The 24,122-nt window shown below is 36.3% G+C and carries 17 protein-coding genes and 1 pseudogene; 14 read left to right on the top strand and 4 right to left on the bottom strand.

All coding sequences use genetic code 11. The features are described from left to right. The first annotated feature begins 34 nt into the window (after positions 1-34). The 10 genes and pseudogenes from ACZ5R4_RS16785 to ACZ5R4_RS16830 all read left to right on the top strand — a co-directional run bounded on the left by ACZ5R4_RS16785 (position 35) and on the right by ACZ5R4_RS16830 (position 9,980). Entirely contained in the window at positions 35-1,384 is a 1,350-nt protein-coding gene (locus ACZ5R4_RS16785; RefSeq protein ID WP_464368508.1) for a four-carbon acid sugar kinase family protein, read from the top strand. A 23-nt stretch (positions 1,385-1,407) separates the two neighbouring features. Then, positions 1,408-2,028, top strand: coding sequence for a GntR family transcriptional regulator (locus ACZ5R4_RS16790; RefSeq protein ID WP_054860261.1), 621 nt, complete (start codon positions 1,408-1,410; stop codon positions 2,026-2,028). Between the two features lie 30 nt (positions 2,029-2,058). Beyond that, positions 2,059-3,087 carry a zinc-dependent alcohol dehydrogenase gene (locus ACZ5R4_RS16795; RefSeq protein WP_277679174.1) on the top strand — a complete coding sequence of 343 codons (1,029 nt, stop codon included), beginning with the start codon at positions 2,059-2,061 and terminating at the stop codon, positions 3,085-3,087. Between the two features lie 10 nt (positions 3,088-3,097). After that, entirely contained in the window at positions 3,098-4,087 is a 990-nt protein-coding gene (locus tag ACZ5R4_RS16800) for a TRAP transporter substrate-binding protein (protein ID WP_054860262.1), read from the top strand. A gap of 5 nt (positions 4,088-4,092) precedes the next feature. Beyond that, the gene (locus ACZ5R4_RS16805) at positions 4,093-4,593 is read left to right on the top strand and encodes a TRAP transporter small permease (RefSeq protein ID WP_054860263.1); all 501 of its coding nucleotides are present in this window, start codon (positions 4,093-4,095) and stop codon (positions 4,591-4,593) included. Further along, positions 4,590-5,864 (top strand): TRAP transporter large permease, encoded by a 1,275-nt coding sequence (locus ACZ5R4_RS16810; protein ID WP_277679171.1) that lies wholly within the window; start codon positions 4,590-4,592, stop codon positions 5,862-5,864. The genes ACZ5R4_RS16805 and ACZ5R4_RS16810 overlap by 4 nt, the downstream gene beginning before the upstream one ends. A gap of 23 nt (positions 5,865-5,887) precedes the next feature. Continuing rightward, the gene (locus ACZ5R4_RS16815; RefSeq protein WP_464367662.1) at positions 5,888-6,532 is read left to right on the top strand and encodes a class II aldolase/adducin family protein; all 645 of its coding nucleotides are present in this window, start codon (positions 5,888-5,890) and stop codon (positions 6,530-6,532) included. A 239-nt stretch (positions 6,533-6,771) separates the two neighbouring features. Beyond that, positions 6,772-8,763, top strand: a complete 1,992-nt coding sequence (locus ACZ5R4_RS16820; RefSeq protein WP_464367663.1) for a methyl-accepting chemotaxis protein — start codon at positions 6,772-6,774, stop codon at positions 8,761-8,763. Between the two features lie 295 nt (positions 8,764-9,058). Beyond that, positions 9,059-9,218: pseudogene (locus ACZ5R4_RS16825) on the top strand (PTS transporter subunit EIIC); the annotation flags it as partial. A 69-nt stretch (positions 9,219-9,287) separates the two neighbouring features. Further along, on the top strand, positions 9,288-9,980 hold the full coding sequence (locus tag ACZ5R4_RS16830; protein ID WP_464367664.1) for an N-acetylmannosamine-6-phosphate 2-epimerase: 693 nt from the start codon (positions 9,288-9,290) through the stop codon (positions 9,978-9,980). A 37-nt stretch (positions 9,981-10,017) separates the two neighbouring features. On the opposite strand, the gene ACZ5R4_RS16835 is transcribed toward ACZ5R4_RS16830, so the two are convergent. From ACZ5R4_RS16835 to ACZ5R4_RS16845, 3 genes are all read right to left on the bottom strand, one after another. Further along, positions 10,018-10,824 carry a MurR/RpiR family transcriptional regulator gene (locus ACZ5R4_RS16835; RefSeq protein ID WP_464367665.1) on the bottom strand — a complete coding sequence of 269 codons (807 nt, stop codon included), beginning with the start codon at positions 10,822-10,824 and terminating at the stop codon, positions 10,018-10,020. A 237-nt stretch (positions 10,825-11,061) separates the two neighbouring features. Then, positions 11,062-12,585 (bottom strand): sodium:solute symporter family protein, encoded by a 1,524-nt coding sequence (locus ACZ5R4_RS16840; protein ID WP_109985300.1) that lies wholly within the window; start codon positions 12,583-12,585, stop codon positions 11,062-11,064. 69 nt (positions 12,586-12,654) lie between these two features. Beyond that, a complete protein-coding gene (locus ACZ5R4_RS16845) occupies positions 12,655-13,524 on the bottom strand; it encodes an N-acetylneuraminate lyase (protein WP_109985301.1) in 870 nt (289 codons plus the stop codon). Between the two features lie 215 nt (positions 13,525-13,739). Between ACZ5R4_RS16845 and ACZ5R4_RS16850 the strand changes: the two genes are divergently transcribed. Genes ACZ5R4_RS16850 through ACZ5R4_RS16860 form a run of 3 tightly spaced genes read left to right on the top strand, consistent with a single transcriptional unit; the run spans position 13,740 to position 16,007 of the window. After that, positions 13,740-14,432: a FadR/GntR family transcriptional regulator gene (locus ACZ5R4_RS16850; RefSeq protein WP_277679377.1), complete on the top strand. Its 693-nt coding sequence runs from the start codon at positions 13,740-13,742 to the stop codon at positions 14,430-14,432. Then, positions 14,429-15,106 (top strand): FadR/GntR family transcriptional regulator, encoded by a 678-nt coding sequence (locus ACZ5R4_RS16855; RefSeq protein WP_277679378.1) that lies wholly within the window; start codon positions 14,429-14,431, stop codon positions 15,104-15,106. Before ACZ5R4_RS16850 ends, ACZ5R4_RS16855 begins: the two co-directional genes overlap by 4 nt. Positions 15,107-15,116: 10 nt before the next feature. Next, positions 15,117-16,007 carry an ROK family protein gene (locus ACZ5R4_RS16860; protein WP_464367666.1) on the top strand — a complete coding sequence of 297 codons (891 nt, stop codon included), beginning with the start codon at positions 15,117-15,119 and terminating at the stop codon, positions 16,005-16,007. Between the two features lie 368 nt (positions 16,008-16,375). Here ACZ5R4_RS16860 and ACZ5R4_RS16865 read toward each other — a convergent pair whose 3' ends face one another. Then, positions 16,376-17,530 (bottom strand): response regulator, encoded by a 1,155-nt coding sequence (locus ACZ5R4_RS16865; protein WP_054860268.1) that lies wholly within the window; start codon positions 17,528-17,530, stop codon positions 16,376-16,378. A gap of 363 nt (positions 17,531-17,893) precedes the next feature. On the opposite strand from ACZ5R4_RS16865, the gene ACZ5R4_RS16870 reads away from it, so the two are divergent. Then, a complete protein-coding gene (locus tag ACZ5R4_RS16870; protein WP_464367667.1) occupies positions 17,894-23,998 on the top strand; it encodes a Cna B-type domain-containing protein in 6,105 nt (2,034 codons plus the stop codon). The last annotated feature ends 124 nt before the right edge of the window (positions 23,999-24,122 follow it).

The following is a 24,122-nucleotide window of genomic DNA, read 5'->3' on the forward strand; positions in this document are numbered from 1 at the left end:
GATACAACTTAGATCTAAGTTAGATTTTATGGTGGTGAGTGATTTGAAAAGACATATTTTAGGATTTTATGGTGATGACTTCACTGGTTCCACGGATGCAATGGAAGCGCTCGACCAATATGGTTTGAAAACGATACTATTTCTTAAGCTACCTGATCAGGAAAAGCTGAATCAATTTCAGGATGTGGATTGTATCGGGGTTGCAGGAACTGCGAGAGCAAAGGGATTGAAAGGCATGGAGGAAGAGATTTCTCCAGTGTTTGAATTTCTCAAGGAAATGAATCCATTCTTTGTTCATTATAAGGTTTGTTCGACTTTTGACTCTTCACCAGAGGTAGGGAGTATCGGTTTCGCGAGCGACTTGGCGAGAAAATACTTTCCAGATGGGAGCTACCCACTATTGGTAGCTGCACCTAATTTAGGTAGATATACAGTGTTTGGGAATCACTTTGCCAAATTTAAAGAGGAAATTTATCGATTGGACAGGCACCCAGTCATGGCAAAGCATCCTGTAACTCCTATGGATGAGGCAAACTTAGTAAAGTATCTAGCGAGACAAACGACTCAAAAAGTAATAAATGTAAATATTATGGATTTGGAAACAAAGTCTGTATCTGAAATTAATCAACAAGAGAATAAGGAAGCTGATATTGTACTATATGATGCATTGAATAATTCACATATGGAGAAGGTTTCCGAGGTATTATGGGAAAAACGCGATGAAGAAATTCAATTTATCGTGGGCTCTTCAGGAGTAGAATATGCACTTGGAGATGCGATGCAGCGTCATGGGGACGTCCAGAGAAAGGAACGCGATACCAAGCCGACTAAAGTGAAGAAGATTTTTGCTGTTTCCGGTAGTGTATCTGAGGTTACAAAGCAACAATTAGATAAAGCGGAAAAGGCTGGCTTTCATCTTTTAAGAATACCATATGAATTATTTTCAGATGACTCAAAGGTACATTCATTTTTATTAAAAGTTGCAAAAAGAATAGAAGAAGATAAAAAAGTAATCATCTACACAGCTAGGGGTGCAGATGATCCTCATATTTCGAAAACGCGAGAGCATTTAATGAACCATGGTGTTAAAAGAGAGGATATAGGTATTTTTATTGGGGAGAAGCTAGGAAAATGGACCAAGCAATTGCTTGATATAGTTGAACTTCAAAGAGTAATTATTTCTGGTGGGGATACATCTGGCTTTGTTACATCGAATTTGGATATTTATGCTTTAGAAGTAATCGATTCTATTGCGCCAGGAGCTCCTTTATGTTTAGCATATTCAGAGAGAGCAAAATTTGATAGATTAGAAATATCATTAAAAAGTGGTCAGCTAGGTGGTCCAGAGTATTTTGAAAAAGTCTATCAATCTGGCTCCAAATAAAAATCTAAAGGATGGAAAAGAATATGTTATTAAAAGACGTTGCCTACCAAAAAATAAAAGAGAGAATTTTAGAAGAACATTATGAAGCAGGACAATTCTTATCAGAACGAACCTTAATTGATGAATTAGGGATGAGTAAGACACCAATTAAAAATGCACTTGTTCGATTAGAATCGGAAGGTTTTGTTACCGTTTCATCTAAGCAAGGAATCATCGTAAATGATATTTCGATTGAGAAAATTAATGATATTTATAGCTTGCGAATTGCTTTGGAAACATTTAATTGTCAAGAAATCTATCAGCGCATTACAGATGAACAATTAAAAGAATTGCAGGAAAATATAGAAGCGACGAAAAAGGCGGCTGCAGATAAAGATGTACGATTGTTTGCCACTTTAGATCATGAGTTTCACTTAGCAATAAGTGAGTTTAGTGGAAATAATGAAATCACGAGAGTGTTATTAAACTATCAAGATCATTTGCGACGTATTACGTTACGTCATTTAAAAAAGGAACCTGCAAGGGTACAGAAATTTTACTCTGAGCATTTAGAAATTCTACAAGCATTAAAAGATAGAGATGAAAGATGCTCTGAGTTGATGAAAAGGCATCTTTTGGAATCCAAAATGATGTACTTTCAATAACATCGATAGTATATAAGGGAGAGATCATATATGAAAGCGGTATTTGTAGAGGCAGCAGAGCAAATTAGCATCAAAGATATTGAGGTACCGGCATTAAAAGAAGATGAATTGCTTATTAAAGTGGCAGTTGCAGGAATTTGTGGATCGGACATCCATACGTATAAAGGATTACATCCATTCCGTAAACCACCAGTTGTTATTGGACATGAGGTTGCGGGTGAGGTAGTACAAATTGGAGAGTCTGTGACGAATTTTAAAGTGGGAGACCGTGTTACAGTGGAGCCACAAATCGGTACTGGTGAGAGTGAAGGAATCATGACAGGAAATGTGAATTATTCCGATGAGCGCTTGGCTCCTGGAATGGGTGATTGGTTAGGGACAATGGCAGAATTTTTTGTCTCACCAGAAGCTCAGGCGGTTAAATTACCTGACTCTGTTAGTTATGATCAGGGAGTTTTGGTAGAGCCATTAGCAGTTGGGGTTCATGCTGCTTATAAGGCAGATATTAAGTCAACGGATCGTGTAGCCATTTTAGGTGCAGGCCCAATTGGTTTACTTACACTTATCGCAGTGAAAGCAAAAGGGGTAACAGATATTGTAGTTACAGATGTTTTAGATTACTCTTTAGATGTAGCAAAAGAGATGGGGGCATCTAATGTTATAAATATCAAGGATAATGCGAATTGGATTCAGGAAGCAAAACTGACGTTAGACAAGGGGTCTTTCGACAAAGTATTCATCACTGCTGGTGTCCCTGGCATTATTAATGATTCCTTGAATTTATTGAGAAAAGGTGGCCGTGTAGTTACTGTAGCTATGTTCCATGGCCAACAGTCTGTTGATATTGAACAACTACAACAAAATGAAAAAGAAATAGTTGGATGCATGACATATAATCGTCCAGATACAGAGGAAGCCTTGGAGATTATTGCAAAGGGAGAATTAGATGTTGAGAAAGTGATTTCTCATAAATTACCTTATCAACAAGCCGACAAAGGCTTCACCATCGTAAACAAAAAGCAAGATAATTCTGTGAAAGTACTTGTTTCATTCGAGTAGGTGAATAAACATGAAAACCAAAATCATTTTATTACTATTAACACTAGTTGCTTTGTTAGTAACAGCATGTGATCAAGGAACAGCGAGTGCGCAAGATCCGAAGGTTTTGCGATTAGGGCATATTCAAAGTGAATCAAACGCTTGGCATAAAGGTTCGGTTAAATTTGCTGAACTAGTAGAAGAGAAAACGAATGGTACAGTCAAAGTAGAGGTTTATCCAAGCTCTACTTTGGGTGCGGACCGTGATCTCATAGAAGGAATGCAAATTGGCTCAGTTGATTTTGCGCTTGTTGCTGGTGTAATGTCGAACTTTTATCAACCTTATTCTATTTTAGAATTACCGTATTTATTTGAAGATTTAGATCACTTGGAAGAGTTTGTATACGGTGCCAAAGGCGAGCAATTGCAGGAGGATATGTTAGAAGCGACGGGAGTACGAGGATTAGAATTCTGGTTGCGTGGTCCTAGAGAATTAACGACAAATAAACGAGTAGAATCTCCAGAAGATTTAAAAGGTGTGAAAATTCGTGTTCCAAATATAGAAGCTTCTGTAGAGGGATGGACAGCAATGGGCGCTAGCCCAACTCCAATGAACTTTGGAGAAGTATATTCCTCATTACAAACAGGGGTAATTGATGCCCAAGAGAATCCCATTGCATTTACGGCAAGTGCGAGAATTCATGAAGTGCAGGATTATCTGGTGAAAACCGATCATGTATTCGGTTATGTACAATTGTTAATGAGTGAAAAGACATTTCAAGGATTAACAGAGGAAGAAAAAGAAGCTGTAATAGAAGCTGCTAAAGAAGCTCGAGAATACCAAAATGAACTCGTTTTCTCGGAAGAGGAAGCGGCACTTCAAGAAATGTTGGATCAAGGAGTAGAGGTTATTGAAGTAGATCAAGAACCTTTTAGAAAAGCTGTACAAGAAGTTAATGAAAAATTAGCAAATAAGTATGGTAGAGAACTTTATGACACTATTCAGGAAATGAGGGAGTGAAGCCAATGAATACGTATGTGAAAATCATGGACAATATCAATCAGTGGGTAAAATATTTGGTTTCATTCTTGTTAGTTGTATTAGCAATATTAGTTGTCTTACAAGTCACTACTCGATTTGTTATCAATATACCGCTTAGCTGGACAGAAGAGTTAGCAAAGTATTTGATGATTTATATTGTCTTTTTAGGCTCGGGCCTAGCAATGAGACATAATCAGCATATCGCAATCGACTTTTTGTGGGAGATTGTTAATGCAAAAAATAAGCAAAGATTGCAAAAAATTGTTTTATGGATTAGCGCAATCTTCTGCCTTGTATTATCTTATTATGGTGCACATTTAACGTATATTGTAATCGGGCAAACAACACCAACATTACAATATTCGATGGCTTTTGCTTATGCTGCCATCCCACTTGGCTCATTTTTCATGCTTTGCAATATTGTTGCTGCATTGTTGAGTCCAAACAATGATGATACAGACGAAATGGCAGGTGAGCTTCGATGATATTTGTATTACTTATATCGTTAGTCATATTATTTCTAATAGGGGTTCCTGTAGCGATTTCCTTAGGGTTATCTTCAAGCCTAGCACTATTAGTTGCAGGTGATATTCCTTTGCTTACATTAGCGCAACGTGCCTTTGTTTCACTTGATTCGTTTCCTTTATTGGCTATCCCGTTATTTATTCTTGCAGGAGCATTAATGGAATATGGGGGGATCTCGCAACGTTTGATAAATTTAGCGAATGCGATTACAGGACATGTCCCTGGTGGACTAGCTATTGTAACCGTTGTAACTACGATGTTTTTTGCTGCTATATCAGGCTCAAGTGTTGCCGCTACAGCTGCACTAGGGGCGATTTTAATACCAGCTATGACTAAACGTGGTTATGATAAAGAGCTTGCCTCCGGTGTTCAAGCGGTCTCTGGTACGTTAGGAATCATTATTCCACCGAGTATTCCGTTAATTTTATATGGTACAGCGGTTGGTGCTTCCATTGGAGATTTATTCATTGCTGGTATGGTACCTGGAGTTATTATTGGAATTGGACTCGTCATCACCGTATATATTCTCGCGAAAAAACGAAATTATTTAAAAGAACCAAAAAAATCAGGAAAAGAAATAGGCAAGGCGTTTGTAGAAGCAATACCAGCAATCATTATGCCTGTTATCATATTAGGTGGTATCTACAGTGGTATTTTTACTGCAACAGAAGCAGCAGGTGTAGCTGTAGCGTATGCATTTGTAATTAGTGTATTTTTCTATAAAGCGATTACTAGAGAAAACATTAAGGAAATTTTGACACAAGCTTCCGTAACGACATCTACTATTATGTTTATTCTTGCTACAGCAGGATTGTTTAGTTGGATTTTAACTATCGAGAATATACCACAACAGGTTGCTGGTATTATCACTTCTATTTCAGACAGTCCGATGATATTCTTAGGAATTGTCGTGATCCTACTACTATTAGTCGGAATGTTTATGGAGACGAATGCTTCTATTATTATTTTAGCACCAATCCTAGTACCTGTAGCAGTAGAGCTAGGGCTTGATCCGGTCCACTTTGGTATCGTAATGATTGTAACGTTAGCTATCGGTATGGTCACTCCACCACTTGGACTAAATCTTTTTGTAGTATCTAAAATCGGTAATGTGAGAATTGATCATTTAACGAAAGGATTAATCCCATTCTATATGGCCATACTCATTTGTTTAATTATTATTACCTTTATTCCTTCTGTGACAATGAGTCTTGTGGAATGGCTGAAATAAATAAACTAACGAGGAGTGGGAAAATGGATAATCAACTATTAAAGGAACTTCAACGAACAGGGAAATTCATGATGGATAAGGATTTGGCCTGGGGAACTGCAGGCAATATTAGTGGAAGAAGCGACGATGGTTATATAATATCTGCGACAGGAACATATTTAGGGGAACTAGAGATGGAAGACTTTTCTTACTGTAAAGAAGGAGAGCATATGGAGGGGAAAAAGCCATCCAAAGAATTTTTGATGCATGAAGGAATTTATCAAGAACGGCCAGAGATTAATGCCGTTTTGCATGCTTCACCATTTTACAGTACATTAATCGCTAATTCGAACTTAGAGCTTCCTTCCAATTACTTTGTGGAATCTATGTATTATTTAGAGCGTGTTACGAGAGTGCCTTTTTATAATCCTGGCAGTAAGGAACTTGCGAATGCGGTAAAAGATAGAGCAAAAGAGGCGAATATATTTTTACTAGAAAATCATGGGATCATCGTTTGTGATGTGAACCTTAAAGAAGCTCGTACTGCATTACAGACGTTAGAGTATTCTGCCAAAATGCATATAACTGCATTAGAGAAAGGGATACCGATGAATGGCCTTAGTGAAGAAACTGTACATGATTTTATCCATCATTCAGGTTACAAACCAGTTCGAAACTGGGAAAAATAAAGTGGGTGCTTGTGCTTTAAAAACTAATTTCATTGATGTACTAACGTAATCATTGGCATAATTAAGCTTTAAAAAAGTCTCCATCTAATGATAGGTGGGGATTTTTTTGGATGTATGTTAGATCTAACATAAATTTTTTTCTCAAGAATAAGAAGGTTTATGCCGATATTAATAGAAAGAAGAACTTTTATATAGAAAAAGTTTCTTTTTTATATCATATATTATTGGGGGCAATTATATTGAAAAAAAAGAAAAAGATGAAGCTTAATTTAAGTTTAAGAAACAAACTTATCGCATCTTTTGTATTAATTTTATTAGTGCCAAGCTTGTGTATTAGTTTGTTCTCCTATCAAAGTGCAAAGGACAAAACTGAGAAAACATTAATGGCTTCTGCACAGAAAAATGTAAGTATTGTTGAGGATACGATTAGTGAATTTATATCAGCCCAAATGGAAAGTGTTGAATATTTATCAAACACGATTCAACCTGAGAATATTGAACAAGACAAAGATGCACAAACAAGAAATATTCTAGATACGATTCAATCAGCTAAGGAGGATGTAGCAGAACAACACTATGTTGGTACCGTAACAGGGGAATTTATGAATGCACCGACATCATTTCAAAATCCGCCAGGTTATGACCCACGTGAACGACCATGGTACAAGCAAGCAATGGAAAATAAAGACCAGATTATTATTACCGATCCATATATATCTAATTCATCAGGTGAAGTGGTTGTAACAATAGCAAAAACAACTCCAAACAATCAAGGTGTTGTTGCAATGAACTTAGAGCTAGAAAGCTTAGCGAAGATTATTAGTAGTGTGACAGTCGGGAACGAAGGATACCTTTTTCTTTTGGATGGAACAAGTCATGTGATCAGTCACCCGACATTAGACGCTGGAGCGGAGGCTGAGGGAGATTTTTATCAGAATTTATATACATCCGATTCTGGTCAGTTTGATTATGTGATGGACGGAGATAAAAAGAAAATGGCTTTTGCAACAAATGAACTTACTGGCTGGAAAATTAGTGGAACGATGTTATATAGTGAAGTTGACCAAGAAGTGCGCCCGATTTTCAATACAACGATTACGGTAATCACAATTTCTATTGTTATAAGTGGATTCATCGTTTTCTTTATTATCCGTTCCATTATCATGCCTATAAACAGGCTAGTTAAAGCAAGTGATCAAATAAGTCAAGGAGACTTAAGTGTTGAAATTAGTATGGAAGGCAATAGTGAGCTAGGTCAGTTAGCACAATCCTTTAATCGCATGAGAAAACATTTAAATCAACTCATTAAAGATATACGGGATAAAGCTAATAATTTGTCGAACTCTAGTGACGAATTAAATGCCAGCACAGAACAAAATACCACCGCAACAGAACAAATTTCAACCTCTATTCAGGATATTGTTGTTGGTATGGATAATCAGTCTAGCGGAATATCCACGAGTGAAAAAACGGCTGAAGAAATGGTTATTTCGATTCAAGATATTGCAACTAGCTCGAATGAAGTCTCTACTACATCTAATCGTACAATGGATGCGGTCAAAGAAGGCAACAAGGCAATTGAGACAACTTTAACTCAAATGGAATCTATTAAGAAAAATACGCTTCAGCTATCAAATAGAATTGAAGGATTAGGGAATCTTTCTCAACAAATAAGTAATATTATTGATGTTATTACGAATATCTCTGAACAAACGAATTTACTTGCATTAAATGCAGCAATAGAGGCTGCTCGAGCTGGAGAGCATGGAAAGGGATTTGCCGTAGTTGCGGATGAGGTGAGAAATTTAGCAGAAGAATCCTCTCATTCTGCCGAGCAAATTAAAGAAATGATTGGAAAAATCCAAAATGAGACGACTCAAACCGTCGAATCGATGAATACAACTAACAAACAGGTGGAAAAAGGGATGGAAGTTGCTAACAATGCCGGTGAGTCCTTTACAGATATTACTGGTTATGTAGATACTATTACAGCTCAAATTAAAAATGTTGTATCAAAGGTAGAAGCTATCTCAGATGGCGCAGAAGAGTTCACGCAAGCGTTTAAGAAAATAAGTGATATTGCTGAAAATACTACAGCGGAAACCCAGAATGTCTCTGCTGCGACAGAACAACAGCTAGCATCCATGGAAGAAATATCAAACTTCGCTACATCACTTACCGAAATTGCTAGGGAATTAGAACAAACGGTGGAACAATTTAAATTATCATGATAGACGGAGGTACTTTATTTCCTTCGTAAATAAAGGCCAGCCTTGATAAAAGGCTGGTCTTTGTTCTTTTAATGGTTGTCTCCTTGATTATGTATTTTTTCCTTTTCCTAATTTAGCTTTATTAAGAAGCATTATTTCTTAATTAAATAATTGTTCAAATAACCTTGATGTATTTAGTTTTCAATAGTAATATAAAAGTGTAAATAATTTTCACTATATATGAAGGAATGAGGTGAAATGATGAAAAAAAAATAATTCTTTCTTTGAAAAAGCACAATGATTTGGTAAATCATTTATGTTGCCGATTGCAGTATTACCTGCAGCAGGTTTGTTATTAGGAATTGGTGGGGCTTTCAGTAATGCTGCCACAATAGAGGCATATCCTTTTCTAAATGTAGGTTGGCTACAAGCAATCTACCATTATGAGTTCAGCGGGAAATATAGTGTTTGCTAATAAGTAGTGTACGGGCCAGAAGTTTCTGGAATAAAAAATGAAGTGGAAGAAGCGTTAGGAGATAGTTAATATGAGAGTATTCGAACAGTTGAAAAATAAACTAGTTGTATCATGTCAAGCATTAGAGGAGGAGCCACTCCATTCACCCATGATAATGGGTAGAATGGCTGTCGCTGCCCAGCAAGGCGGTGCATCAGGTATTCGTGCAAACTCCGTTGTAGATATACAAGAAATAAAAAGGAATGTGGACTTGCCAATTATCGGAATTATTAAACAGGACTATCCAGATAGCGAAGTGTTTATTACTCCGACCTTGAAAGAAGTAAAAGCACTAATGGAGGCGGGGGTAGAAATGATCGCAATGGATGCAACCGACCATGAAAGACCGCATGGCGAGAGCTTGAAGGACATCGTTCAATATGCAAAACTCCATGCTCAGGATATTGCATTAATGGCAGATATATCAACAGTGGAAGAAGCCATTATGGCGGAGCAACTAGGATTTGATTGTGTATCCACCACTTTGGTAGGGTACACAAAGGAGACAAAAGGTCAAAATATTGCAGATGGCGATTTTGCTATGATAAAACAAATCAGAGAGAGTGTCTCTATCCCCGTAGTAGCGGAGGGGAAAGTGGATAATCCTAATAAGGCTAGACATGTATTGGAAGCGGGTGCTGATTTCACAGTGGTAGGTAGTGCTATTACCCGTCCGCAATTGATAACAGAAAAATTTGCAAATGCAATCAAGGAATTAGAGTAAAGAAAAAATGGCAGTTCGCTTATGAATTGCCATTTTTTTATATTTTCTTGTATTCATCAAGAGCGTGAAGGGTATGTTGATAGGTTTTCATCGTGTCTTGGTGATTGGTGAGTAGTATGCTTAAAACATCTAGTACGTAAAGAATGGAAAGCTGACTATTCAAAAAGCCTTGTGCTAGATAAGGTTTAATACTTGCCGTGTACAACATGAGATCAGACAAATTCGCTAGGGGTGTTTCTGAATAGTTGGAGATAGAGATTACTTTGGCATTTTTTCTTTTGGCTAGCTCACTTGCATCAATAATTTCCTTTGTTTGCCCTGAACTAGAGATGGCAATCACAAGATCTTCTTCTGTTAAAAAGGAAGAGGCAATAATCATCGCATGGGAGTCTTTATGTGTATCTATCGTTAGTCCCATTCTTGATAATCTTAACTTTAATTCTTCAGCCGACAATCCTGAGCTCCCCAGTCCATATGCATGAATACGTTTTGCCTCTAAGATCCATTGACAAGCTCTTTGAAAAATGGAAAGGTTAGATAAGGAGTTAGTAGAGTTAATGACAGATTCATAAAATTGATGAACACTGTTAATAACATCTTCTGTTACTTCCTGAACTTTTACAGCATCCCGTAATAAAATTTTAAATTCAACAAAACTAGATGCCCCGATTTTCCTACAAAAACGTGTAATCGTAGCAACAGACACATCTATTTGATGGGCAAGCTCTTTAATATGTATATTCAATAATTCCTCATTGTACGTTAAAACATAATCAGCTACTTTTTTTTCTGTTTTACTAAGTGTTTGATAATTGAGTTGGATTTGATCCAAGATTGAACTCATGTGATGCTTCCCCCAATACCATAGTTATCTTGATTATAACATAGATTTCAATGGCAACTTTTCTAAGTAATTCTTTTGCTGATAGGAAAACAGGTTGGTGCAATTCAGCAATCAAATAGGATGATTATTATGGAATGAGGGATAGCTATATTAAATTAGTCCCAAGATATATAAAATTTCATCCTGGGACTTATATTCTAAAAATTACAATATTCAAGCGCATTCATTTTAATGTTTTTAAGAAATATTCTGTTTAACATCTGACTTAATAAAATCATCATTTTTTGTATAAATCGTAAGTCCGGTAGTGTTTTTGTTGTAAGCTGGGAAAAAGAAGCTTGCAACATATCCAAAAATGTACGATGAAAAGAAAGCCATCACACTAACTGCAAATGGGGAAAAACTAGTCTGTTGAATAAAGTAGGAGGTAATGGCACTTAATATTAAACCAATCAGTACTCCAGGAGCATTCGCTCTCTTCGTGAAAATACCAAGAGCAAATATTCCTGCAATTGGAACTCCAAATAGCCCAGTCATAGCCAAAAAGAGATTCCAAGTTTCCGCCTGATTTGTAGAAACAAGATATAGTGCGGCAATCATACCAAGAGTTCCTGTAACGATAATAACTAGTCTCGCTATGATCACATCATTGAGCCTAAATGCTTTGTCAAAAAATCGTTGTTTAAAGTCGACCGTAATACAAGCAGAGATACTATTTAAACTAGACGATATCGTTGACTGACAGGCAGCAAAAATGGCAGCAATCAATAAACCAGCTACACCAACTGGTAAGGTTGTTACAATGAAGTAAGGAACGATAGCAGACGTATTAAATCCTTCCGGAAGCGTCTCCATATTTGAATAATAACTGAAAAGAACGGTACCCATTCCATAGAATATCGGTATGGTGATTAATGCTAGAATACCATTTGTCCATAAGGATCGATTCGTTTCTTTTATTGATTTTGTTGTTTGATAACGCTGAACAACATCTTGACTAGCAGTATATTGATGTAAATTATTGAAGATGGATCCAATAAATATAATAGGTATGGCAGCAGCTGCTGTTCCAAGTTTAAAATTATCGGCTGTGATTAATTTATCATTTGCTAATGCATCGTTTATGACAGTTGACCATCCACCATTTATCGTTAATATACCTAGAACGAGCACTAAAATTGCTCCTCCAATTAATAAAATGCCTTGGATAACATCACTCCAAATAACTCCTTCCATCCCCCCTAAGAAGGTATAGATAATACATAGCCCACCAACTACAGAAGCGATTATAATTGGGTTTATACTAGAAACCGATGTAATGGCCAGAGTAGGTAAATAAATAACAATCGCTACCCTACCTATATGATATAGCACAAATAATAGGCTACCAACTACTCTTAATGAAGGACCAAAACGCTCTTCTAAATATTCATAGGCCGTAGTTACGTTGAGTTTTCTAAAAAAGGGGATATAAAAATAAATGAGTATTGGGATAATGGCAAAAATGGCTAGATTACCAGCAGCATAAGACCAATCACTTAAAAAAGCCTGTTCAGGTGTGGACATAAACGTGATGGCACTTAAGGTGGTAGCGTAAATACTAAACCCTGCTGCCCAGGCAGGAATTTTCCCACTTGCTGTAAAAAAAGCATCCGTATTTTTTGACGAACGTTTGGTAAAATATACTCCTACACCCAGCATAGATACTAGATAAACAATTAAAACAATCCAGTTTATTGCTCCCAAACCTACCTTATCCATGAATAATTCCTCCTTATTTATATTTTACGGTGCTGATGCATGAAACCAACAGCACCGTTTCCATCCATTTTATAGATCAAACGTACTTACTAATTTTCTCACTTTTTCTAGTTTGTCGGGGTTAAATGCTTCAAAAGGTTCTTTACAGACTCCAGCATCTATACCAGTCATTTTTAAAATTTCTTTCAGTGTTTGATATAAACCCAAGTCTAAAATTTCCTCTATTAAATCATTGGTTACATGTTGGATATCATACGCTTTTGAAACATTACCTTCCTGACAAAGTGAAAGTATTTGTTTGGCACGTTTTCCGTTAATGTTAAATGTGCTTCCTATTGCGCCATCCACACCTGAAATAGCACCATATATTAACATCTCATCAAATCCGGAGTAAATTAGCTTATTCGAATACTTTTTTCTTAGACGCTCTAATAAATAAAAGTTCCCATCCGTAAATTTTACCCCGATTACTTTCTCATTTTGAAAAAGATCATCAAATTGATGTAATGACATCGATACACCCGTTAAAGCAGGAATGGCATAAATAATCATTTTATTATTCGTTTCATTAATAATCGTTTCATAGTAATATTTAATTTCCTCAAATGAAAAAGGGTAATAAAATGGGGTAACGGCAGATAAGCTGTCATAGCCTAATTCTGTCGCATATTTCCCTAAATCCACTGCCTCATGTAAATTAATCGAGCCTACTTGAGCAATCAGCTTTACTTGCCCGTTATTTTCCTCACTCGCTATTCGAAATACATCTTTTTTTTGTTCAGTAGTCATCATAAAATTTTCCCCAGAGCTACCATTTACGTATAATCCGTCTACCTTTTGCTTATCGATATTTTGCCTAATCATCTCTCGTAATCCCTGTTCTTTTATAGTTCCGTTTTCATCAAATGGTACAAGTAATGCAGAAAATATTCCTTTCATGTTGTCCCCTCCAGTAATGTATTGATTTATAAATTCATTCAAGTTATAATATGGTCAGACCAATTTTTTTAAAGTAACTTCATCATAATTTCCTTATCTGTAAAAGTCAACCCTTTTTTGTAAGGGCTTTTTTATTGCAGTATGATATGATATGAATAACAATCATCACAAACCTCATTGTATCAATGGTTTAGTGAATGGATGGGGAGATTAGCATGAAAGTGAAAAAACAATCATTAGTGGACGTAGTTATCGAAAAAATTAAAAAGTCTATTATTGACAATAACCTTAAACCAAATGATAAATTTTTGTCTGAAGGGGAACTAGTAGAACAATTGCAGGTAAGTAGGACAGTTATTAGAGAAGCATTAATTTCTCTTCAAGCATTGGGGATTCTCAAGGTTAAGGCTGGTGGCGGGGTTTTTGTTGCAGATACAAAACTCCATGCCATTACTTCTATTCTAAAACATCACTATGAAACCTATGGTGTGAAAATTAAAGAGCTTGTGGAAATACGTAAAGTGATTGAGCTTGGAGCACTTCGTTTAATCATAGAAAAAAATATAGATGTTCATCTAGAAGAATTTTACGACATTAATTATTCCTATTACCAGTCAATCATGAACAATAAGGATACAAACCAATATGATAATGATTTCCATCAGTTACTTATCAAAACAACTCAAAACGAAACGTTTTATCATTTTAGTGAAATTATTCATGAATATTTCTTACTTGCAAAAATGGACCTTATTCAAAATAAGGAAGACCTCATGAAATCTTATCATGAACATGAGCAGATCATAAAAGCAGTTGCTGAAAAAAATTTGAGTAAAGCACAGCAAACGATGACACAGCACTTCAAGCCTATATTCACATTTATGAAGCAAATGGAGGAAGAATCGTGAAGATAGAACCAATTCAAAGTACGGAGAGATTCTCGCTTAAGAAAATGGTGATCCAAGAAATTAAAAACTATATTATCGAGAACGAATTATCGTCTGGGGACAAACTTCCAGCAGAGCGAAGGCTAACGGAAATGTTTCAAGTCAGCAGATCTGTTGTAAGAGAGGCATTAAGCTATTTAGAAAACACGGGAGTAATAACGACTACTCAAGGAAAGGGAGCCTACTTAAATGAATCTAATATGGATACACTTCTAGACAGCTTCTTTTTTCTTTGGCAAATAAACGGAGGCAAGATTGAAGATATGATGAGTCTCCGTATTATGTTTGAGTCAAGTGCTATAGAAGAGATTGTAAAACAAGTCGATATGGAAGAGATGGAAACAATTCAAACACTTTTAATCGAGAGTAAAACTGCTCATACCATGGAGGAATACAGAAAATTTGATATGTTGTTCCACAAACAACTACTCAAAGCAACCAAAAACCCACTATTTATTCAAATGACGAATATGATTAACAGCTACTTTTTTGAAACGGAGTACATCCAGCTTAGTCCCGAAGAATATCAGCAGGTTATTCGTGAGCATCAATCCATCATAGAAGCCATTCAAAACAAAGACCCGGAACTAGCAAAGAAGTTATTGAATAATCATATAAAACGAGCAAAGCTATAGGGGGGGTATGATGAAATATTTATCGATCGATATAGGTGGAACGTATATTAAGTACGCCATTTTAAATGAGAACCTAGTGTTAACAGATCACCGGAAGAAGCAAACCAAAACAACTAGTAAACGAGCTTTATTTCAACAAATAGAACAAATTATTAAAGAGATAATGGAAAAATACAACATATCTGGAATTGGAATTAGTACTGCTGGTATTGTGGATAGAGCCCTTGGAAAGATTGTTTATGCAGGACCAACATTACCCTTCTATAAAGGAATGGAATGGAAGCAACCTTTAATCGAGAAATTCAGCGTACCAGTAGTTGTTGAGAATGACGTGAATGCCGCATTATTGGGGGAAAAATGGAAAGGCTCCATGATAGATAAAAATAATATTTTTTGCATCACTATTGGCACTGGAATTGGTGGAGCTTACTATAATCATCAATTGATAGATGGTGCATTTCAACAAGCGAATTCTGTTGGCTATTTATTATATGATCCAGCTACAGGCACAAACTATGAGTCCAGAGCTTCTACCAATGCATTAATCTCAAAAATAAAGGAATCTCTTGATGATACAGTTACACCAGAAACGTTATTTGAACGTGCAAAATTGGGGTGTCATGAATGCTTAACTATCATTCATAACTGGGCAAAGGAAATAGCGAATGGACTAGCGCAAATTATATTGCTTTATGATCCAAAATATATCGTAATTGGTGGGGGAATTTCTCAGCAAGGTGATTATCTCTTAGATTTTATTCAGAAAGAAATACCCTACTATTTACCAGAGAATTTCCTGAAAACAAAAGTAAGGATGGCTACTTTACATAATCATGCGGCATTGTATGGTGCGATTTATCCTTTTTTAAAAGAATCGCAAGCACCCAAGGATGCGGTATGACGGTCGGTTACCCTCCTTCCTTTTGGAGGGTAGTTTTTACGATGTCTGAGTGGGTTCTATAATGGGGAGGTGCATTCTTACATAAAGGATCTTCTTGGATATCGAACAAAATAAGCGAATCCCCATCTCAAGCTGTCCTAAATAATAGAATATCGGACAAAATGAGTGAAATCCTCGTCTTAAGCTGTCCTAAATAATAGGATATCGGACAAAATGAGTGAATCCCCGTCTCAAGCTGTCCAATATATTAGGATAACGGACAAAATAAGCGAATCCTCAACCCAAGCTGTCCAATATATTAGGATAACAGACAAGTTGAGTGAATTCCCGGTTATGGTGGTGAACACTATAGCTTTCTCGATGAAGTATCAATCCATGTTGTTTTGATAAATTAAACTAGACCGTCCAGTTTGCTTCCACTCCTCATACCATTGCTGGATATTTAAACTAACTTGAATCCCTAGTTCTTCCATAGCTTGGTTTAAACGATTATACTGATGATCAACAAGTAAACCAAGTCCTAACGTAGCATATAATTTCATTAAAGAGAAATGAGCTTCCTCTTCCTCTGGTAATTGTGCACAGATTTTTACATACCAAATTTCTGCCTTTTCTAAATCCTCCTGCTTTTTATAAAAATTTGCTAATTGGTAAGCAATCTTCTTCCAAAGCTGTTCTAACCGATATCTTTCTGATTCAATCCATAAATAGTCGTATTTATGTAAATATGCTCCTTTATATAAATGCATAATAGCTTCATAGTCTTTGACTGTACTATTGTTAATCAGGGGAGCAGCTGCTAATCTCTCTTCCCATTCCTTAATATCGATTGAAATGTTATGTGCTAGAAGCATATAACCATCCTGCACACTTTTAATTGTAATATGGTCAGAATATTTACTTAATGCTTTTCGTACGTGATAAATGGCATTGTACAAGAGAGCATATGCTTTTTTTGGTTCACTCTCCTTCCAAAGTATTTCAATCAATTCAGATTTTTGAACGGTTTTACCAAGTTGCTGTAACATATATAAAAATAATTCCTGAGCTTTTGCTGTTCGCCAGTTTAGAATTTCTAGATTATCCTTTAAAAAAAATGTTAATTCGTCGCACACATTTATGTATAAGGTTTGTTCTACTGATAAAGGTTGACTTGGAGTATTCTTCAACTTCTTTTCAATACGATCCAATGTTATTTTTAATCGATCTTTCTGTACAGGCTTTAGAATATAGTCCAAAGCATCAACCTCAAATGCCCTCACTGCATAATTAGTAAAAGCGGTAACAAAAACAATGGTTATGTTTGGGTTAACCTCAAGAATTTGTTCGGCTAGTTCTAGACCATTCACTTCTGGCATTTCAATATCTAGAAATACAATATCCACTTCTTTTACACGCTCATCATCTTCTTCAAGCTCGAAATTCGAATATTTTCCTGACACCTCTATATTGCTCACTTTCTTTATTTGAATTTCTAAATAATCCAAGGCAAGTAGCTCATCATCAATCAATATGGCTTTCATCAAAATCCTCCTTTAATCAGCAAAACCATTCCACTTTTTATCTAGAATTATAGGTTATAAGAGATGGTTAGGCAAAAATATGTATACGAATTATTTCGTTTTGGTTATTAAGAATCATCTTTTCTACAAATCTAATTATAACTAGTAATAATCAAGAGCAAAAAAAATAGAAAAAAAAAGATTGCTGTACAAGAAAAATGTAATTTTTACGCTTGTATGAATATTTATAGTGTTATGTATTCATTCGATAAAATCTTTTAAAAAAATTGTAGAGTATTCGTTAAGTTATAACCCATATAATTCATTGGTGGTCTGAACAGATTGTTCGGAAACAACTAATAATTAATGTTAGGGGGAGACGAAATGAATAAAAAACTAAGCTTCTTACTAGTTTTCTTGCTGTTTTATCAAACAATAGCAAGTAGTTTAGTTTTTTCCGCAGAAAATGATGCGGAAGAATTAGAACAAAGTATTGTAACCGCAGTAACGATCACAGATGATGAGGGTAATGTACTTAATATTGCAGATATTCCTACAGCATCACCTGAAAATATTCAAGTAGATTGGTCTGTTAAAGACATCGATGTGACAGAAGGGACCACGGAAAGCTTTACTATTCCTTCTGGACTATACTTAGAAAAGGAACAGACTGGATCACTGACTTATGAGGAGATTGAAGTAGGGACCTTTCAAGCCTCTATAGATGGAAATGTTGAGTTGATCTTCTATAAGGAAGTGGAGGAGCATGCGAATGCTAATGGAACATTTTTATTAAAAGCATCAGCAGTCACTGAATCCGATCAACCAGAAGAACCCTCCGAGCCAGAGGATAAGGAGCCAGTTGAAAATGAAGAAAAGCCTTTAGACAAAAAGAATAGGTCCGCTTCAGAAGAACAGGAAGAAGAAACTACACAACCAAAAAAGGATCAAACAGTCCAATCAAGCTTCACCAAAACAGAAATAAAAGAAAACCTGATTACCGATTTTGAGCTAACCTTAAGAGATGGAAGTCCACTTCCAGATCCATTACCACACCCAAGCGAGGAATTAGAATTAAAGGTTCACTATGACTTTGCCCTGCCGAATGACCATGAATATGCTGCAGGTTCAACCTTCACTTTTCAGCTACCAGAACAGTTAACCGTTTATAATATGGTAACAGGAGAGTTAGGGGATTATGGCCAATATGAGGTTACGACAGATGGAACAGTCACCTTCACGTTTAATAAAAATATTGAGTTAAAGTCTGACATAACGGGATATTTAGAAGTCTATTCGGTTATTGATAAATACTTAGAGGGCGGTACAGAGCAAACGATTAAGGTGCCTATACGAGAAGATGAAGTAAAAGAAATTGACCTTCATTTTGAGTCAAAGGTAGGTAGCTCGATTGATAAAAGGGGAACACCTAACCAGTCCTATAATGCAACTTCTATTGAATGGGAAATTGATTTTAATAAAGATCAAAAATTTCTGGAAGATGCCGTGTTATCAGATCCAATTTCTCCTGAAGCAAATCAAAAATTTGTTCCTGGATCTATCAAAATATATTCACTAGATGTGCAACTAGATGGATCGGTTATACAAGGAGAAGAAATTACTGATCATAGCTTTGGTGATGAATTCCCATTAAATTTCAGTGATATCGATCGTGACGCTTATCGAGTTGTATTTGAAACAGAAATAACCGATGAAGAAGCCGTACAGTATACGAATGAAGCAAAGCTTACCTGGAAAGATGATAGTCTATCTGCAGATGCTACAGTTACTATCAATCGCGGAAAGGCTTTGGAAAAGCGGGCAGCACATTATGATCCGAAGACACAAACCATTACATGGGAAGTGAAATATAACTATAATGAAAAGTATATTTCAAAGGAACAAGCCTATTTAATCGATGAGTTAAGTGACAATCAGGTTTTGATTGAAGATAGCTTTACTGTTGTAGAAGTCGAAATCGATCCTCAATCTGGGGCAGTAAAAAGTGAAATTCCATTTAATGATTATACAATTACTGATCGAGAAGACGACCTAAATGGTTTCAAGTTTCAATTTAAAAAAGATATTGATAAGGCATATAAAATTACTTATAAAACTAAAGCCAATGAACGAATATATGATGTCGAAAATGTAGAAAATAAAATAGAAGCAAACGGAAAGACAGAATCAGGTAACCAATGGATTCGTCAGCAAATCTTTGATAAGTTTCACCTTGACCATACGACGGATTATAACGAGAAAACAACACAATGGGGTATTCGTATTAATCAGGATTCTCATCCAATGCGTAATGTTGTCCTAACAGATGAATTACCTGAAGGTTTGGAGTTAATAGATTATCAAGTTCTATATTATGATGGGGAGAATGATGAATCCAGAGAGTTAAATGATGGTGAGCATTTTGACCATACGTATAATATAGAAACTGGAGAAATGGCCTTTGATTTTTCAAATGGACCGCTAAATCCAGTTAACCATGAAATCTATATCGTATATACCACAAAATTTGATTACAATAAGATCGGAGAAGGAAAAACATCCTTTACCAATAAAGCCAAACTGTCATGGATTGCAGAAGGGGAAAATGAACCAAGAGAAAAGACCGATAGTGACACCTTCTATCCAAATGATTTAACGAAACTAAATGGAGCAAAAGGTGGCTCTTATAATGCCAAAACAAAAGAGGTTACATGGCAGGTCGGTGTGAATTACAACTATCGAAATATTGAGGAAGCCATTGTGGAAGATATCATTCAAGGAAACCAAAATCTAGACATTTCCTCATTGAAAGTATACAAAATGAACATTGACAAAGATGGTTCTTGGACAACAGTAGGAGAACCTCTTGTAGAGGATACAGATTACACAGTAGAAGTATCCGAAACAGAAGATGGACAGCCAAAAGTTCGCGTGAATTTAGGTGAAATAGATTCTGCCTATCGCATCGAGTTTACTACAAAGCTTGATGACGAATTAATTGTAAAAGAATATAACAATAGAGCGATCTTAATAGATGGTGACACAGAGTTCCCGCTTCATGCAAAGGTCTCGGTGAACAACGGTGGGGACTATACGAGTAAGGATGCAATACAAGATCCACAAAATGAACAAATTTTACAATGGACGGTAAATATTAATAACACTCAATCTACTATTTCTAATGTAAAACTAGTAGATAAACCAAGTGCTAATCAAATTCTTTTAAAGGATTCTTTCGAATTATATGGAAGCCTTGTGAATGAAAATGGTGATGTAACGAAAAACCCTGATGATCTTCTAGTCGAAGGGAAAGACTACTCGCTTGAATTTAAAAAGGACGAAGAGGGTAAAGCATATTTTGAACTTACTTTCCTAGATGAAATTGATCGTCCATATGTGCTAGATTATCGTACCTTCTTAATGGCAGGCCATGGAGAAAAAGTCAATAATAATGCGAATCTTACAGGAGAGCAAATAACCACAGAGAAAACTGATTCACAAAAAGAGGTGACTGTTCGTTATTCCGGTGGTGATGGTGGTGCAAGTGGAAAGGTAGGAAAGCTTGAAATCCATAAGATTGATGCTAGATCGAAGGAAGCGCTAGAAGGAGCGGAATTCACACTATTCGATAAGGCTGGAGAAATTGTTTTATTCTCTGCGACTACCGATCAAGATGGAAAGATTATATTTGATAACCTTCGATTTGGAGACTATGTTTTAAAAGAAACAAAAGTACCAGAAGGGTATATAAGTAACTATACAGATGGACAAACGATTACGATTAATAAAGATGTAAATGAAACAAATGAGTGGAACGTTGTAACCATAGAAAACCAGCCTATTATGTATGAAGTACAGCTTACCAAATTGGATGAAGAAACTAACCAAACACTTGAAGGGGCTACATTCAAGCTGCTACAGAAGGTTAAGGACTCCTTTGAAACAATTAGACAAGGAATAACAACTGATAAAAATGGTGTTATCCTTGTGACAGATTTAGAGCCTGGAGATTATCAATTTGTGGAAACAAAAGCACCTAATGGCTATTTATTGAATGAAGAGCCTATTACCTTCACGATCCGTGAAGAAGCCACAGAAGTAGTAAAAGTAACAGCTAAAAATAAAGCTATTGAAACAACTTCTATTTCAGGGGAGAAAACTTGGAAAGATGGAAATTCGCCAAACAGACCAGAAATGATTGTTGTTGACCTGCTTCAAGATGGTGAAGTATGGAAAACAACTGAAGTAACAGCAAATGATCAATGGCAATTTCATTTTCCTAATTTACCAAAGACGGATGCTTTAGGGAATGCATACGAGTACGAGGTAAAAGAAAGAGCAGTAGAAGGATACCAAAGTACAGTAGATGGCTTTGATATTACCAATTTACGTGTTGGAACAACTGCTGTAACAGGCAGCAAAATTTGGAAGGATGACAATGCGGAGGATCGACCATCAACAATTACGGTCGATTTACTTCAAAATGGTAAAGTCATCGACACGAAAGAAGTAACTGCAAAGGATCACTGGAAATTCAGTTTTACAGATTTAGCTAAATTTGATGAGAATGGTGTAGCATATGTATACACAGTTCAGGAGAAATCAGTCAATGGTTACCGAACAACTGTAGATGGCTATAATATTACTAACCTTCGAGTTGGAAAAACAGAAGTGGTTGGAAGCAAAACATGGAAGGATGGTAATGCTGAAGCTCGACCAGCGGTGATTACAGTCGAATTGCTTCAAAATGGTGAAGTGATCGATACAAAAGAAGTCACCGCAGCAGATGACTGGAAGTATAGCTTCACAGATTTGGCTAAATACGATGAGAATGGTGTAGTGTATAAATACACCGTTCAAGAGAAACCGGTTGAAGGTTATCAAACAACAGTAAATGGGTTTAACATTACCAATGTTCGAGTTGGAGAAACAGAAGTGGTTGGAAGTAAAACATGGAAGGATGAGAATGCCGAGGCTCGTCCATCATCGATTAAAGTTAACTTACTTCAAAATGGAGTAGTAATCCAAACAACAGAAGTAACTGCAAAAGACAACTGGGAATATAGCTTTACAGATCTAGATCAATATGATGAAAATGGTGTTGCATATGATTATAAGGTCAAAGAACAAGGTGTTCCAGGTTATAAATCAGAAGTGAATGGCTATGATATCACCAATACACGCTCAGAGAAAGTTTCTGTAGAAGTGACCAAAGGTTGGTTAGATGATGGAGCAACTGATCGACCGACATCCATTCAAGTAACCTTACAACAAAACGGCAAAGAATTTGAAACCGTAGAATTGACCGAGGCAGATGGCTGGGAGCATACATTCGCAAATCTTGAAGCTTATGATGAGAATGGTATCGCTTATGTATATACAGTAACTGAAGAACCGGTTAAGGGATATGAAACTAGGATAGACGGCTATGATATCACGAATGTTCGAGTTGGAAAAACGGAAGTGGTTGGAACGAAAACATGGAAGGATGACAATGCTGAAGACCGTCCAACATCGATAACCGTAGAATTGCTTCAAAATGGAGAAGTAATCGATACAAAAGAAGTGACTGAAGAAGATGAGTGGAAATATAGCTTTACAGACTTGGCTAAGTACGACGAGAATGGTGTTGCATATGAATATACAGTACAAGAGCAGCCAGTCGAAGGATATCAAGCAACAGTAGACGGCTATGACATCACCAATGTTCGTGTAGGAACAACGGAAGCGGTTGGAACGAAAACATGGAAGGATGACAATGCTGAAGACCGTCCAACATCGATAACCGTAGAATTGCTTCAAAATGGAGAAGTAATTGAAACAACAGAAGTAACTGCAGAAGATGAGTGGAAATATAGCTTTATAGACTTGGCTAAGTACGACGAGAATGGTGTTGCATATGAATATACTGTTCAAGAACAGCCAGTCGAAGGATATCAAGCAACAGTAGACGGCTATGACATCACCAATGTTCGTGTAGGAACAACCGAAGTGATTGGAACGAAAACATGGAAGGATGACAATGCTGAAGACCGTCCAACATCGATAACCGTAGAATTACTTCAAAGTGGAGAAGTAATCGATACAACAGAAGTGACTGAAGAAGATGAGTGGAAATATAGCTTTACAGACTTGGCTAAGTATGACGAGAACGGAGTAGCCTATGAGTATGTTGTTCAAGAACAACCAGTTGAAGGTTATGAAACTACGATTAATGGCTACGAAATTATCAACACACTCCTACCAATTTCGACAGAGGAAGAAAATACGGATGAGGTTACGCCAGATGCAAATGATAACCAAAACACAACGACAGATGAAGAATTTGGATCATCTCAAAAGGGGAGTCAAGAAAAAGGTGCGGTAAGTGAGGAGAGTTCATTACCAAATACGGCAACAAGTATCTTCAATATCATAGCCTATGGAATTGGCGTGTTAATAGTTGGGGTAGTAATATTACTGGTATATAGAAAAAAAGAGCAATCGTAATTCTAAAGAGAAAATAACAAAATATAGAAATAGAATGTATAGTTTTAAGCTTTAACTCCTTTCTAGTAGTCTTTTACTAGAAAGGGGTATTTTTTAGTATAAGTTAATAGAAATAAATTACCAG

The organism is Gracilibacillus sp. JCM 18860, assembly GCF_055395245.1.